At 35.9% G+C, this 15,278-nt stretch carries 10 protein-coding genes; 3 read left to right on the forward strand and 7 right to left on the reverse strand.

Annotated features, from left to right (window positions below; genetic code table 11):
• Positions 1 to 935: homogentisate 1,2-dioxygenase (locus GX437_12815; GenBank protein NLJ08537.1), on the reverse strand; the 935-nt coding region annotated here is incomplete at its 3' end.
• Positions 936 to 1,048: 113 nt separating this feature from the next.
• Between GX437_12815 and GX437_12820 the strand changes: the two genes are divergently transcribed.
• Complete coding sequence (locus GX437_12820) at positions 1,049 to 2,128, forward strand: alkene reductase (protein ID NLJ08538.1); 1,080 nt, start codon at positions 1,049 to 1,051, stop codon at positions 2,126 to 2,128.
• Between the two features lie 1,069 nt (positions 2,129 to 3,197).
• On the opposite strand, the gene GX437_12825 is transcribed toward GX437_12820, so the two are convergent.
• Positions 3,198 to 6,758: an N-6 DNA methylase gene (locus GX437_12825; GenBank protein ID NLJ08539.1), complete on the reverse strand. Its 3,561-nt coding sequence runs from the start codon at positions 6,756 to 6,758 to the stop codon at positions 3,198 to 3,200.
• Between the two features lie 478 nt (positions 6,759 to 7,236).
• Between GX437_12825 and GX437_12830 the strand changes: the two genes are divergently transcribed.
• Positions 7,237 to 7,413 (forward strand): hypothetical protein, encoded by a 177-nt coding sequence (locus tag GX437_12830; GenBank protein NLJ08540.1) that lies wholly within the window; start codon positions 7,237 to 7,239, stop codon positions 7,411 to 7,413.
• 270 nt (positions 7,414 to 7,683) lie between these two features.
• Here GX437_12830 and GX437_12835 read toward each other — a convergent pair whose 3' ends face one another.
• The 5 genes from GX437_12835 to GX437_12855 all read right to left on the reverse strand — a co-directional run bounded on the left by GX437_12835 (position 7,684) and on the right by GX437_12855 (position 14,487).
• On the reverse strand, positions 7,684 to 8,508 hold the full coding sequence (locus GX437_12835; GenBank protein NLJ08541.1) for a KilA-N domain-containing protein: 825 nt from the start codon (positions 8,506 to 8,508) through the stop codon (positions 7,684 to 7,686).
• 4 nt (positions 8,509 to 8,512) lie between these two features.
• Positions 8,513 to 11,887 carry a DEAD/DEAH box helicase family protein gene (locus tag GX437_12840; protein ID NLJ08542.1) on the reverse strand — a complete coding sequence of 1,125 codons (3,375 nt, stop codon included), beginning with the start codon at positions 11,885 to 11,887 and terminating at the stop codon, positions 8,513 to 8,515.
• Between the two features lie 625 nt (positions 11,888 to 12,512).
• Positions 12,513 to 13,496 (reverse strand): DUF1016 domain-containing protein, encoded by a 984-nt coding sequence (locus GX437_12845; GenBank protein NLJ08543.1) that lies wholly within the window; start codon positions 13,494 to 13,496, stop codon positions 12,513 to 12,515.
• 400 nt (positions 13,497 to 13,896) lie between these two features.
• Positions 13,897 to 14,070, reverse strand: a complete 174-nt coding sequence (locus GX437_12850; GenBank protein ID NLJ08544.1) for a hypothetical protein — start codon at positions 14,068 to 14,070, stop codon at positions 13,897 to 13,899.
• Between the two features lie 129 nt (positions 14,071 to 14,199).
• The gene (locus tag GX437_12855; protein ID NLJ08545.1) at positions 14,200 to 14,487 is read right to left on the reverse strand and encodes a hypothetical protein; all 288 of its coding nucleotides are present in this window, start codon (positions 14,485 to 14,487) and stop codon (positions 14,200 to 14,202) included.
• A 137-nt stretch (positions 14,488 to 14,624) separates the two neighbouring features.
• Between GX437_12855 and GX437_12860 the strand changes: the two genes are divergently transcribed.
• Positions 14,625 to 15,278: hypothetical protein (locus tag GX437_12860; protein ID NLJ08546.1), on the forward strand; the 654-nt coding region annotated here is incomplete at its 3' end.

Here is a 15,278-nt window from a genome sequence, read left to right on the forward strand (position 1 = left end):
ACATAATACAAGACTTCATCGGAATCAACATTGGTGTGGAAATAAGGAGCCGGGACCGATAAGGGATGATAATCATAGAGGCGTGGGACAAACGAACATATCACATAGGCATTGCTTTCAAACATCTGGTGAACGGGTGGTGGCTGGTGAATACGTCCTGTAATCGGCTCAAAATCATGAATCGAAATGATATAGGGATACTGGCAGCCATCCCATCCCACCACATCAAAGGGATGATATTGAAAATGATAGGGAAAAACCTTATCTTCTTTTTTCAACATCACCAGAAAATCTCCTTTTTCATCAAAAGTCTGAAGATTTTCAGGCTTTCTGATATCCCTTTCGCAAAAGGGGGAATGTTCAAGCAACTGTCCTTCCTCATTCATATAGCGTTTTGGAAATCGAATGGGCATAAAGGATTCCGCTATCAAAAGCAAATTGTCATTGGTCTCAAAATCAATCTGATAAATGGTACCTTTCGGAATGATGATATAATCACCGTAGCCAAATTTCAGGCTTCCGAAAACCGACTTCAACAAACCTGAACCCTTGTGAACAAACAACATTTCGTGAGCCGAAGCATTTCTGAAAAAATAATTTTTCATCGACTGGCGGGGAGCAGACAATGCAATGTAAATGTCGTTATTTACCAGTAAATATTTCCTCGACACCAGATAATCATCTTCAGGCTTAATATTAGCTCCGAAAAAGCTTCGGTGTTGCATGTTGTTATCAATTGCAATTTCAGGAGAAAAATCAAATTCTTTGTCGATTCTTGTTACTTCGGTAGGGGCATGCAGATGGTAGGTCAGGGAATAAATATCTGAAAATCCTTCAGTTGAAATTAATTGTTCACGGTAAAGTTTTCCTTCAGCCGAACGAAACTGAATATGTCTTTTTCGTGGTATTTTACCAAGTGAATGATAATGAGGCATACTTATTAATTTATTTAGTCTTAATCTAATAAGAATTTTTCAGGGAGCAAAGGTAAAAAATATTATCATTTTATCAAGGCATGATATTTGGAAAATCAGCCGGAAAAATAAGCATGAATATTTTAGCCGAAAAATACAGCATAGGAGAAATGGAGCTGAAAAACCGTATTGTCATGGCTCCGTTGACACGAAGGCGTTATCCGGAATCCGGAATCCCTTCTGAGATTAATCGTATATATTACCTACAAAGAGCATCAGCAGGACTCATTATTGCAGAAGCAACCAATATTTCAGCTTACAAAGGTTATCCGAACACTCCGGGAATTTATACGGCAGAGCAGGCAGAAGGCTGGAAAAACATCACGGAAGCGGTTCACCAGGCTGGAGGAAAAATCTTCATTCAGTTGTGGCATACAGGAAGATATTCGCATCCTGATTTATTACCCGAAGGACAATGGCCGGTATCAGCATCTCCGCTTATTTTCGATGGAAAAATAAATACGCCAGCGGGGTACCGACCTCTCGAAGTCCCCAAAGAATTAAGCTCAGATGAAATTAGATTGATCATCAGTGACTTTACAAATGCTGCAAAAAATGCACTTCAGGCCGGATTTGACGGTATTGAAATACATGCAGCAAACGGTTACCTGATCAACCAGTTTTTATGTGATAATACCAATATCCGCAAAGATGAATATGGTGGCAGTGTTGAAAAAAGGTTCAGGTTTCTGGCTGAAATTCTTGAAAGCACCATCCGTATTTTCGGAAAAAACAGGGTAGGGGTACGTCTTTCGCCAGCTGGTATTAAAAATGGCATGGCAGACAGCAATCCGGCTCTGCATTTTAGTCAGATTATCAGCATGTTAAATGATTTTCAGCTTGCCTATCTTCACCTGATTGAGCCTTTGTTGCCTGTTGATCACCTGCAAAATTATCCGCTTAAAGTGGCTGAATATTTCCGACCCTTTTACCACGGAACTTTAATCGCCAATGGGAATATCCATCCTTTTGATGCTGAAAATGTGATTAAAAACAAGGTGGCAGACCTGATAGCCTTTGGCAAATATTTCATTTCAAATCCTGACCTGCCTTACCGCATTTTCAACAGGCTTGAACTTCAGCCCTGGGATGAAAGTACCTTTTATACCTCCGGAGAAAAAGGCTACATCGATTACCCGCTTATTAAGGAATAAACATCGGAAGTTTTAATTTTAAAAAAATCAATACACTAAATGTTTATTGATGAAAATTCAGTAACAAGTCAAGGAATTTTCAATTCAGTTGTTCATAACTTTTCTTTCTAACTTCATGAATTTCAATCATGTAAGGAAGTTATTCACAATCCACAATCATTTATTCAGAATAGTGAATAAAATGTGATGAAAATCCGGCTGAAAAAACGCTCTGTTCGGAAGAGATGATAGTACATTTGTATCATCAGGTAAGCGATAAAAAAGTTCTTTTAAAGCCTGGGATAAGAGTAAAAAGGTGAAAGCCCGATGAAATTATCCGGTTCTGATGATGCCACCGAAAGGTGAAACAAGTCAGGACAGCGAGTGAAGCCAGGGGTGTCGACAGAAGGTCTTGTATCGGAAGGAGACATACCGGACCAGCGAAAAGCTGGTTAGCTGCGAAGGAAGAACCGGAAGGCTGAATTCTCCGGAAAACAGTCGGAAGGTTCACGGTAGTTTCGACAGTTGTGTTAACCACAACGAGGGAAACCACTTCCGAGTCAGCATTGGATGAAAGATGCAGGGGGGTAACACTTCAGGTATCCGACATCCAGCGCCAGAAAGTTGCCGAAAGGCAAACCGGAAGGTAATGCTGGCAAAGAAGGCCGGATACGGAATTCAGGGGTAACAGCCTGAAGGAAGGCCGGCAGGTAAGCCCGCTGAAATTACCGGCTTAATAACCGTAGCCTGACGTTCGTAACAGCCACGGCTGTGAAGAATGGAAAGGGGAGTTGTCGGACAGACGGCTTCCCTTTCGTGTTTTTAATGCTTCCTCATCTCCCTCAGGTGAATAACAGTAGTTTTTAGTAGCCCATAACAATCCATGGTTTCTCAACATCTCTCCGAATTGCCTCTTTTTCTTCTCCTGTCCATGTTCTTTTATATGTCTGAATTAGTGTTTTTAATTCACTAATTTAGTACTGATGTTTAGGGGGATAGATCAAAACGGTTGATGTTGTGTTGCGTTTTACTCATAGCCCACGGTTTAAACCGTGGGCTATAAATGATAATTGACATATTGATAATGGATTTATCCATTTTCCTTGGGTGTTTTATTGATTGAATTTTCAATGATGGCAATTTCTTCTTCCGTTAAATCATATAACTGGTAAACCATTTGATTGAGTTTCATTATTTCAGTAGTCGCATCTTCACCATTCGCTTTCATTTCAGTTATTTTTAAAACCAACGATTCAAATTTAGATTCTTCGCTTTTGCTTTTTGGAAACTTCAATGGAAGCTTTTTCAAGTGTATGCCTTTTATGTAAGGAAAGACATCTGGATTGGTTATCATTTTTTTATTGAAGTAATACTCTAATAAATTTGAATTCAAAAGACCTGTAACGACTTTTAAATTTATAGTTTTTCCTATTTTCGGATATAAATTGTAAATACTTTGGTCAGTGTAATATTTTTCAAAATCAATTGCTGCAATTAACCTGTTACCTGTCTTGCGAACTAATATTTTTTCTTTTTGAAGATATACGCTCTCGTCTGTATTACTGTGTAATTCATCTTTAAGGAAATTTATAAATAACTTTTCCGGTTTAAGTTCAAAGTTTTCAATGTGCTTTCCTTGCAGATATTTTTTGTGGTTTGAATCTCTCTTTGATGTTGATAAAAATTTCTTTATGCCATTTGCAACAATACCAACGTAAACCTCCAAATAATCATCAACATACTCGCAGTCCGTTTCGATTTTTGCGAGTATTAAATCTTCATTCTTATTTGTTTTGAGATTTATTACAAAGTCATTTTTTTCATCATTCCAAGTCGATTGAGAATACGTTTTGACATCTTCTAAATTCAGAAAGTCTAAATCTGATTTTCTAATTGCTATTGTTACTAAATCCTTACTATGCTTGTTTTTTGTAAACAATATTATTGAATCAGTAACAGCTTCGAATACTTTATTTGCAAATGATACAATTTGCGATATATGATACTTTGTAATAAGATATTTTCTGATTTTTTTTAGATACTCATTTTGAAGGATTGTACTTGGAATAATGAATGACAAAGTCCCATTCACAGACAATAAGTTCACACCTCTTTCCGTAAACAAAGCATAACTATTAACTTTGTACTCAGCTGAATTATGATACAACGCAATCAATTGTTTAACTTCTGCATCAGAAATATCAACTACTTCTTTTCCTTTATAAGTAATATACGGTGGATTTCCAATCACAATATCAAACCCATCTTTTACATCATTACCAAACATCCATTCGGGTTCAAACCAGTTGGCAAAGTGGTTTTGGTCGTAAGGGTCGAAAGATGAAATCTGTTGGGCAACTTTTTGTATAGTATCTTTGTTATCGGCTGCTTTCAGTAAGTTTATTTGTTTTTCAATAAATGAAATGGTGCTTTTTTGGGTTTTTATTTTTTCTTTCTTTTTGTCAATAACTGTGGTTTCTGTTTCACCAAAAATATTAGTGCTTTCAATAGTTTCTTTTTGCTCAGGTGCGGCTTCAATTTGAACCAGTTTCTTTTTTGCCTCGGATAATTGCTTTTCGAGGTTTTTTATTTCATCTTCCTTTTTGTTTATTAAGGTATCGCTTATTTGAGCTGCAATTTTTTTGCGAAGTTCTTTATCCTGCTTTTTTAAATCAAGTTTTTCTTCTCTTGTTTTCGCATTAAAGTATGCGTGCCGTGTGGCTTTAAGTTGCTCTTGCAATAGTTTAATGGTGTTGTTTTCCGAAAATAAATCGGTTGTGGGTATTTCTAAACTTATCAGCGTATTGGCTGCCACAAACTTTGTTTCGAGGTTGGGCAACGAACGGAAACCAAGGTTTTCTTTTTTAGGGTCTTTGTCCTGGTCAATTATCAACGAAATAAAGAAGCGGAGTTTTGAAATCTGCACGGCAATGGGCTGTATGTCTATGCCATAAATGCAGTTTTCAATCAGGTAGAGTTTACGGGCGTAGTCGTCAAAATAGTTTTTACTTTCAAAAATTTCATCAATTTCTTTCAAACGTTCATCCACTGCCTGAATCGCTTTTTCGCGCACTGCTTTATCGCTTAATCCTTCAATGGCTTTTTTATCTTTTTCGAGTTCTTTAATCTGGTTGCCAATGATTTTTTCTTTCTGCTGTGCTTTCCATTTCACATTACCGGGGTCAAGCTTTTGCAGTAAATAAACCATTTTGTGTAATACACCCATTGGAAAAGCCCCCGAACCGCAGGCAGGGTCGAGTATTTTGGCATTATTTATTGCTTCAATAAGTTTATCAGTTTCTTCAGGGTTAAACGGATTGCCTTCGTCATTGTATGAAAACAATTTCCTTAAACGGACCTCAAAGGTATCAGAAGCATCCTTGCTTCTGCTTAACAAGTACTCCCCCTGCTTCAAATTAGCCTTCACCGGATTTTGTCTGATATAGTTCCTAATTGCATTTAATGCTTTTTCATTTCTTACAATATGATCATAAGATTCATGCATCCAAAGTTGACCTTTATTACCGGTTACTTTATTAATTTCGTTTGCCGTAAAAGATTTCCACGAATGAAGAATATCGGGCATTTTATTCTCTCCCAAAGGTCTTAAAAGTATATGCACGTGATTTGGCATAATAACCCAATCATCTAAAACATAGCGTTGGTTATTAAAATGATTAAAAGCATCAGCAACAATTTTCGAAATTTCAGGATTTTTAAGGATACAACTTCCTTTACCATTATTTAAAAGCGATTCTATTCTGTCAGAAAAAAGGCGATAATATTCTTTAATTTGTTCTTTAGTGTATTCTCCTTTTTCATTCTTTTTGTTTTTTTTAAGCCATACTTCCCTTTCAGCTTTAATTTGTTCAGCTACTTCAGCAGGAATAGAATCGGCTAAGCGAAAAGTAACAAAATACCAAACACTTTCCTGCTGCCAATGAGGAAGGTTGCCCGTATGAATCTGGATTTCGTTGTTAGGGTTGAAAAAGGTTTCAAAAGCATCCTGCTTTTGATTTAATTCGTGAGCAGGGATGCTAAATGAGCTTTCTTTTTCGTGAGCAGAGATGCTCACGACACTTTTCAGGTATTCAATTAATGATTCGTCAACCATATAATTGACAATCTCACGGGGCGTATAGAAACTGCCGGTTTGTTTACGTGCAGTGGTTTTGGTTTCGGGGTTGTAACTTGCTAAAAGGTTTTCAAACACTTTACCCAACAATTCAGGGTCAAGGGCAATTTCTTCCTCTATTGGGGTGTTTTCAGCAACAGTAAATTTGTAACTGTTTAAAATGCCTATCAATCCTTTTGTTACATATCGCTTGCCTCGTGTGCCATAAGTCTCATTCAAATCAACCTCAGTTTCTTCTCCAAAAAACAAATAATCTGGCACAATAGCTTGTTTGCCATCAATACGGGTAAACCCATCAACAAATATTTGTTCTTTCTTTCCCTTTTCAAGTTTTTCTTCATCAAACTTATCAAGGCAATCGAACAAACCGCCATTTAAAAACGGAATGTCTTTGAATAAATCAATAACCTCATCTTTAGAAATTTTGAAATTATCAGTATAGCGATATTTATTTTTTATGCCTTGATCATTTTTGTTTTTACGTTCGTGGTCTTCTGCAAAACACCTTTCGTTCATTTTTTGATTGAGCGTACCAAAGAACAAGTTTTGCAGGATTGCCTGATAATAGTTGCTTGACTTCTTGTTTTTCTGAAAATCCTTTAAAATCGTTGAAATGTATTTTTCATCAAACAGAGAAGCCGGAACAAGATTTTTTTCTTTGATAAACCAAATAAAAATAACCCTTGTAATAAGGCGAATGAGGTTAGTGGCGTTGCGTACATCTTTGTTTTTCTCAATATCGTCAGGGAATTGCACTTTATCCATTGCCCAGAAATACCAGTTGGCAAGCTCCTGAAAGAATTTTTTGTTCAGAATATTTACATCAAGCACTTCTAACCATCGTGCGTGAAGCTGTGCATAGTTTGTAACTCCTGCCGGTTTAACAAGGTCGAGCAAGATGCGTTGATGCCCTGCGTGTGTGTTTCTCGTGAAAATATCTCTCAGGATAATCACTTTCCCAGCCTTTTCGCCCTGCCTCCAGTTTTGTAAATATTTGAATCGTTCACTGATAGCAATGGAAATGACTGCTTCGTTTTCGATAGTGTATTTTAATACCAATGCTACCGGCATTTTCTGGCTTATGCGATTAAATGCCCTCGTAATTTCAGATATTTCAGTTCGTGTTGGTTTCTTTGATAGTTCCAAAGCAAAAAGCATCAGCCCATCATAGTTTTTATCGCCTTGCTCAATGGCATTATTTATAGTGTATTTTTCTTCAAACAAGGATGTTTGAAAAACACTATCATCAATGATACCAATAAAATAAGTGCTTTTAATGGAATTAAAAACCTCGTTGTCTTTGTAAAAGCTTTTCAATAAATCTTTTGTGGGCAATGCTTCAGCAGTATTTGAATTGAGTTTAATCCCTAATTGCTGAAACAGGTTGGTTGCTGCTTCAAAAAGATTGGTTGTATTGAAAATATTCAGGTTCATAGTGTAGCTATTTTAGTTTCTTAATGTTCATGTTATTTACGAGTGATTTCATTTGCTGAATGGCAGTTTGGTTCAACTGTCTCAACCTTTCGGGTTGATTTAATCCCTGATAAATCAGCACGGCATTAATGCTTTCGAGGTTTGATAGCACAACCAATTGTTCAATCGTAGCATAATCGCGTATATTTCCATCTTTTTCGGGATTTTCATCTCGCCACTGACGAGCTGTTTTACCAAATAAGGCAACATTAAGCAAATCTGCTTCATCGGCATAAATAAATTGTATCTGGTTTTTGGTTAATTCTTCAGGAATCAGATTTTCTTTAATAGCATCGGTATGGATGTGGTAATTTACTTTGGCTAAGGTTCGCTGGAGGTTCCATTCGAGTTTTAATCGGTCATTTTCATCTGCTTTAAGGCGTTGGAATTCTTTAATCACATAGAGTTTGAATTCAATTGAAATCCAGGAAGCAAACTCAAACGCAATATCTTTGTGAGCAAAGGTTCCGCCATACCTGCCTGATTTTGATATAATACCAATTGCATTGGTGTTCTCTATCCATTTTTTGGGGGTCATCACAAAGCTGTTTAGCCCTGCTTGTTTTCTAAACCCCTCGAATTCGAGGGATTTAAAATCGGGATTGTAGATACTCTCCCAAAAACCCAATAATTCAATTGTATTACGATTACGCATCCAGTTTTGGATAATAGTATCGGTATGCTCAGCGTCTTTATGTTTGGCAATATCAGTTAAGGAAATATAATCATCATTCTCGCTTTTAAGAATGGTTATTTCAGTCCCTTTTACCTCTATTTTAGAATTCTTTGCCATTCGATTACTTATTTGAGATTACAAACCAGTTTATTAAATCAAAATTTTCGGGCTTAAACTTATCTTCAAGTTTCTTTTGTTCCGGAGAAATATGTTTAGGTACTATATTTCCTGAGAACAAATCCTGAATTTGATTGACAGCTACCGGCATTGCTTGTGATTTAACCCAGTTGGAAACGGAGTCGGAGAGTTGTTTAATTATGTCTTTATCGGCATTTTCTATTTGTTTTGGAACATAACGCGGTTCAAGCTTATGATGTCGCAACAATGTAAGTATTTCCTGATTATTATTTAATAAAACGCCTTTGCCTTTATCATTAAAAGATTGATGTAGAAGATAGATTTCTTCATAAACGTGTTTTATAACTTCATCAGGTCTTTTGGGATAACCAATAACAGCCACAATGCTATCGGGCATCTCCTTCCATTTTTTGTTTGGTTTAAATTTGAAACCTGTAAAAACGCCATTGGGAATTTTCTTAAAAAACTCCTCGTTCTTTTTGAAAAACTCAAACAATTCCTGTCTGAATTGCTCAAGTGATAAATCATTTAAGCCAAGCGTTTCATCGTTAACTTCAATATCATCCCATGTTACCTGCAACTGTTCGAGCATTTTTTGAGCTTGTTTTGGCAACAAAGGATTATCTTCAATCATTTTCTGAAATTCGGGAGTAAGATTTTCGTCCATTTCAGTTCCAACAACACTCATTAAAGCCATCCGGTTTTCAACTCGTGATTTCAATCGTAAATAATCTTCATAGTTTTTCCCGGGCCAGAAATTAATTCCGTAAATCGTTTTATTCGGAGAACCAAGACGGTCAATACGCCCCATTCGTTGAATCAGGCGAACCGGATTCCAATGTATATCGTAATTTACGACAGTGTCGCAATCCTGCAGGTTTTGTCCTTCGCTTAAGCAGTCGGTAGCAATCAGAACATCAATTGGGGATTCAATTTTTTTAAGCGTATTTTTATCGTGTTTTCTGATTATTTCAAGCCACTTTTCATAAGATACTTTCCATTTATCCCCTTCTTTAAATTCATCACCCAGATTCGCTTTTTCGTACAGTTCACTCCAGTCTTTTTCGTTGTAGAGTTTGGTAAAGGGAGCAAATCGTTCAAGAATGATTTCAAATTTTTCGCCTGTATAACCGTCTATTGTTTCACTGATTGAGCCGGAAACATAGGCAAGGTTTGCAATTTTATGTTCTTTGAGTTTATCGTAAAGGAATTTTGCTGTGTCTTTGAATACGGTAAAAATTAATACTTTTTTGTTTTCTCCTTTTTGTTTTGTTTTAATGTGCTCAATGAGTTTATCTAATTTCGGGTCGTTGGTCTTTTTCTCATTGAAATCCTTTTCAAAACTATTAAGGTTGTCCTTTAGCTTTTTGAGTTTCACAATGTCTTCTTCAAGATGCTTTTTGAACAGGTCAATGTTGGTAATTGATGATAAAGCAACAGGATTCTTTTTCCCGAGAGTTATTGGTTCTTCATCTTCACCGTTAATTTCTGCTGCTATTTCTTCAATTTCTTCATGGTCTTCTCCTGTGAGTTCGCTTTCAATAGTTGTATCTTGGTTTGTTTTTATAAATTTCTCAACCTTTTCTAAAGCATTTATATGATGCTTGTAGATGTTTTCAACTGTTAATTTAAATGAATACCAGCTTGACTCAAGCCTCTTAATTAACAGGATATACATCATTTTAACCAAAAACTTTTCACGCTGTTTAGGGTTTTCCAAAACACTCTCAATTATTAAGTCCTTAATGTATTCTGATGGGCGATAAGCAGTAAGGTTAATTTGCAAAGAATCCAGTATATCGTCAAATGATTTTAAGTTTCCAATCTTTTCAGGAGTGATATAATTGTTTATTGGTTCTGCTTTTTTGGGGAAATTCATTTCGCCAAACTCGCTTTCAATTAGTTTTCTTGTTCTGGCTACAATAAGAGCATCCGTTAATTTTTCAAATTTTAAAGGCAATTTGCTTATAAAGTCAGCAATTTTTCTGTTTTCAAGTTTTGTCCATTCTCCAAAATCTTTTTGAGCATTTCGGAAAATGTTCTCTAAACTTTCAATTTCCAAATCAGTTTCTTTAAAGCCATCATCTTGTCCTTTGGTCATCAATTTAAACTGATTCCTGATGTCCATCAATTTGTTGTTGATAGGTGTGGCTGAAAGATGCAGTACTTTTACATCTCGTTTAATCCTTTCAGGCATTAAAATATTATCTACTAAAAACTTGTAGCGAGCAGATTTGTCATTTCGCAAGTTGTGACTTTCATCTATAACGATTAGCAGCTTTTGTTTTCTTTGAATTTTAATAAGTGGAAAGTCGGGATAACCGGTTGTTAATCGTTCGTCTTGCAGGTCTGTATGGTTTCTTACATAGTAATCAATCTCGTCACGTTCAAACCTTGAACCTCTGTGAGATTGGTACTGTTCCCAATTATTCCGTAGCTTTTTTGGGCAAAATAAAACTACTGTATAACCTTTGGTTTCAAAATATTTCATTACAGCTAAAGCAGTCCAGGTTTTACCCAAACCAACTGCATCGGCAAGTATTGCTCCGTTGAATTTTTGAAGCATTTTAATCAAACTAATTACACCCTTTTGCTGATACGGATATAAAGTCTTATAAATAATGGTTTCCTCTAAATGTGCAATTTCACGTTTAAATTCAGCATCAGTAGAAAGTGCAAGTAAATCGTCTTTGAATAATTCGTAAAGGACTTTATAGTACAAATCAATCGGTTCCCAAGGTTTCCAAAGGTTTGAAATAAGTTCAATCAAATGTTTTTTTACATCAACTTTAGTTTTATCGGGCAGCTCAATTTTTTCCTGTGCAACATTATCCCATTGATGTTGAAACCATTTTTTTATTTCTTTATAATCATTGTCATTTCCGGTTGAGGCGGTATTTAATTCAATATTGCTACTGTCTTTTATTCCAAGTCCGGCATCTGTCAAGTTGGAGCTGCCTATAATATGAAAGTTTTTTCTTGTGTCTTTGTCGTTATAGATGTATGCTTTTGCGTGACAGAAATTCCGTTGAATCGTTTTAACTAAAACTTTGTCCTGCTTTAAAAATTCAACTGCTTTTTGAGCCGAAGCACTAAGAGTAAATGTACTTATGATACTTGGGTCGCCATTAAGTAAGTCAATAACTTTATTTAGTTGAGATTCTTCTTGCATAAGGTTTCCCAGAATCATCCTGAATTTTTCAGCTTGATTTACATCATCTTTCATCAATGCCAAGGCATTAACTGAGAAAAAGCCGGAAACTATATCAAGTCCGCCTTTTTCAGTATAGTTTTTAATGAAGTCGAATACTTTGTAAAATTCGCTGTCTTCAGTTTTTGTCTTGTTATCTAATAGCATGATATCTTTGGTTTAATCAGAATTGTAAATATAGTACTTCCTTGTTGGTCGGCAAGATTGCACTCTTTGATAAAGCTTTGGTTGTAGCATAAGCTTGTGGGGCTTTGGTCCATATATAATCAGGATGTGCAATGTGGTTTGGCAGAATTTCAAAATTTACGTGGGGTGGGTAAAAGAAATTAAAACACATTTGGTTCGGTTCCGAAAGCTTTCGGGATCGGTTAATTTGTCTATCATTTTCGTTTTTCATACCAAGCTTAATATTCTAATTTCATTGTCAATTTGCTGTGTCGTTGTCCTTTCTCCGCTTGTGCATAACGATTGAATATATGCAATACCGCGCATATTTTTACTTTACTTGAATATGCCTTAGCCATAAAAATTATTTTAAATTAAAATTCTGATGGCAAAATTAATAATATTATTTATACTGTCAAATGAACAAAGGCCTAATTATTTTTTCCATACCTTTTGTGGTTATATGTGTGTAAATTTCAGTGGTTTTTTGATTTCTCGTCATATATCGCACCTAATGAAGCATGAAGTTCTCTGACTACGAATTTCTCACTAATTATTTTAAAAAATGAGTTTTTGCACAGTCTGACAGCTGTTAGCAGTAGTGGCTCTATTTTTCGTCAACTTCATTATCAAATAGTTCGTGTAGTTTTTGTTGTAAAAGTTTCTTGTCGGGTAGTTGTGTTTTATATTCCGAAACCATTGTTGGTGAAAGACTTCTACTTAAAGCATATTCAACAACTTCACTGTCTTTGTCCTTGCATAGCAAAACTCCAATGCTCGGATTTTCGTTTGGCTTTTTCACGTCTCTATCCAATGCTTCCAAGTAAAAGTTAAGCTGTCCCAAGTGGTCAGGCTTGAATTTGTCAGCTTTAAGTTCAAAAGCTACTAAACATTGTAGTCCACGGTGGTAGAAAAGCAGGTCAATGTAAAAGTCGCTGTTACCAACTTGCAACTTATATTCTTCTCCTATGAACAAAAAGTCTTTCCCGAGTTCGAGAATGAAATTTTTCATTTGTCTTACAAGTCCACGTTGTAAATCGCTTTCACTATGTGGGTCAGGTAAGTTCAAAAATTCAAAAACATAGCTGTCTTTGAAGGTGTTCGAGAGGTCGTTTTTACTTTCTCTCACCGCTGGCGAGAGTTTTGAATTGCCTATCATTGTCCGCTCGAAAAAGCTTGCAGATATTTGTCGGTCAAGTTCTCGTTTGCTATAGTTTTCTTGTTTTACGAGTTTGATGTAAAATTCCATTTCTTCAATGGTTTTACACCTGGAAAAAATCAGTAGATTGTTTGTCCAGCTAATTTCTCTCACCAGTGGTGAGAGTTTTGGGAAGTCCTTGTAAGTCTCGTAAAACTGCTTCATTCTCCAAATATTTTTATCGGAGAAGCCTTTTATTTCTGGTTCTTGTGTCTGTATGAAATTGGCTAATTCTGTTACCACAGAGTCGCCCCATTCTGATTGTTCAATTTTCTTGCTGATATATTCTCCAATATTCCAATAGAGATTTATCAGTTCAGCGTTTACGGCTTTTATAGCGTTAGTCCGAGATTGTTTTATAAGTTGAATGATTTCCGTAAAACGATTGTCCATTATGTATTTCTATTTGCCACAAATTAATGTTTTTTCAGTCGTGATTCTCTTTTAGAACTGGTCTTCTGCCATTACTGCCAACGTCAGTCTGTGCAGAAACTCACTCAGGTTAATAATAATTTGTGAACAAATATAGGGAAAGATTTGATATGTGAACAAAATTGTATTAATATCTTCGAAGCATGGCAACATTAATTGGAAATAATAACAGCTATCAGACTACACCGGTTTTCATTTTTTGTCTGTTTTGAGGACTTTTTTCAGCTCATTCAGGCTTCGCCAATTTTTCTACCCCGAAAATTGATATTCTTATATCGCACTGATTGATAAAATGAGAACTGCTTCCTTTAATTTGTTTAACAACTTCTGAAATTGTTTTTTGTGGATTCAACAAAAACAATCAATGGATATGGTCGGGCATTCCGTTAACTATACCTACCGGACAACCTAATTCTTTCAATTGATTGGCAAGAAAAGAAAAAATCTTGTTTTCGACATCCGTTTTTATTATCGGAATGCGTTCTTTGGTTGACCATACGGCATGTATCCAAATTTTATTAAACGAATGGGACATTTTGTATTGTTTTAATTCATTTTGAAACCGTTGAAACGGTTGATTTTGTGTTGCGTTTTACTCATTGCCCATGGTTTAAACCATGGGCAATGATTGGTTATTGACATATTGATAATGGATTTATCCATTTTACTTGGGTGTTTTATTGGTTGAATTTTCAATGATGGCGATTTCTGCTTCCGTTAAATCATACAACTGGTAAACCAAGGTGTCTATTTGCTTTTCTAATGCAGTTGTATCTGCCTGTGGGTTGGCTTTTTTGGCAGTGAGGATTTGATCAACTATACTCGTTATTTCTGCTTTTTTACATACTACTTTTAATACCTGTTGTATGCTTCTTGAAGAGTATTGTCCACCGTTAACTCCTTCAGATAAATAATCTTCAGGTCTGTATTTCCTGTAATATAACTTTAACATTTCCAATACTTTAGTGATAATTAAGTGACTGTACCGATGACCACTACCCATAATGTCTTTTTCTGGTTGCGGCAATATGTGAAGCAACCGTCCATCATTTTTTCGTAAAATTATTTTATTTAGAATGAATTTAAATTATGACCTTTGCAGCAGAAAAAGAGATGAAAATAATAGAAGAAAACCTGATATTGTTCTTTAAAGAGCTTTATTCCATTACAGTGGAAATGTCACCATACATTATGCTCGGTTTTCTGTTTGCCGGAATTCTTCATGTGGTCATCAGACAGGCCGTTCTACAGAAATATTTCGGCCAATCCAACCTGAAATCTGTTATCTATGCAGCCTTGTTTGGAGTGCCTATGCCATTGTGTTCCTGTGGGGTCATTCCGACAGGTGTTTCATTTTACCAGCATGGAGCTTCGAAGGGATCAACCGTTTCGTTTTTAATTTCCACTCCGCAAACGGGCATAGATTCTTTTTTTGCTACCTATTCCTTAATAGGACTTCCTTTTGCCATTATCCGGGTGATAGTTGCTTTTATCAGCGGGATTTTAGGGGGCATTATTACCAATGTTTTTGACAAGACCAATCATCATGCTGAAATTCAGAGAGATAAAAACAATCAACAGGAAAAAAGACCAGCCTTAGTCAGGATTTTTCAATATGCATTCATTGAGTTTCTTCAGGATATTGCCAAATGGCTGGTTATCGGACTGCTGCTGGCAGCATTGATTTCAGTGATTGTTCCACCTGATTTTTTTGAGAAATACATCGGTAATCAATGGATTGAA

The organism is Sphingobacteriales bacterium (assembly GCA_012517435.1).
Classification (GTDB): Bacteria; Bacteroidota; Bacteroidia; order CAILMK01; family JAAYUY01; genus JAAYUY01.

What these genes read in the sequence shown, in the direction of transcription:
- GX437_12855 (NLJ08545.1), bottom strand. Translation starts at nt 14,487, where the DNA reads ATGTTAAAGTTATATTACAGGAAATACAGACCTGAAGATTATTTATCT.
- GX437_12850 (NLJ08544.1), bottom strand. Translation starts at nt 14,070, where the DNA reads ATGTCCCATTCGTTTAATAAAATTTGGATACATGCCGTATGGTCAACC.
- GX437_12820 (NLJ08538.1), top strand. Translation starts at nt 1,049, where the DNA reads ATGAATATTTTAGCCGAAAAATACAGCATAGGAGAAATGGAGCTGAAA.
- GX437_12825 (NLJ08539.1), bottom strand. Translation starts at nt 6,758, where the DNA reads ATGAACGAAAGGTGTTTTGCAGAAGACCACGAACGTAAAAACAAAAAT.
- GX437_12845 (NLJ08543.1), bottom strand. Translation starts at nt 13,496, where the DNA reads ATGGACAATCGTTTTACGGAAATCATTCAACTTATAAAACAATCTCGG.
- GX437_12835 (NLJ08541.1), bottom strand. Translation starts at nt 8,508, where the DNA reads ATGGCAAAGAATTCTAAAATAGAGGTAAAAGGGACTGAAATAACCATT.
- GX437_12840 (NLJ08542.1), bottom strand. Translation starts at nt 11,887, where the DNA reads ATGCTATTAGATAACAAGACAAAAACTGAAGACAGCGAATTTTACAAA.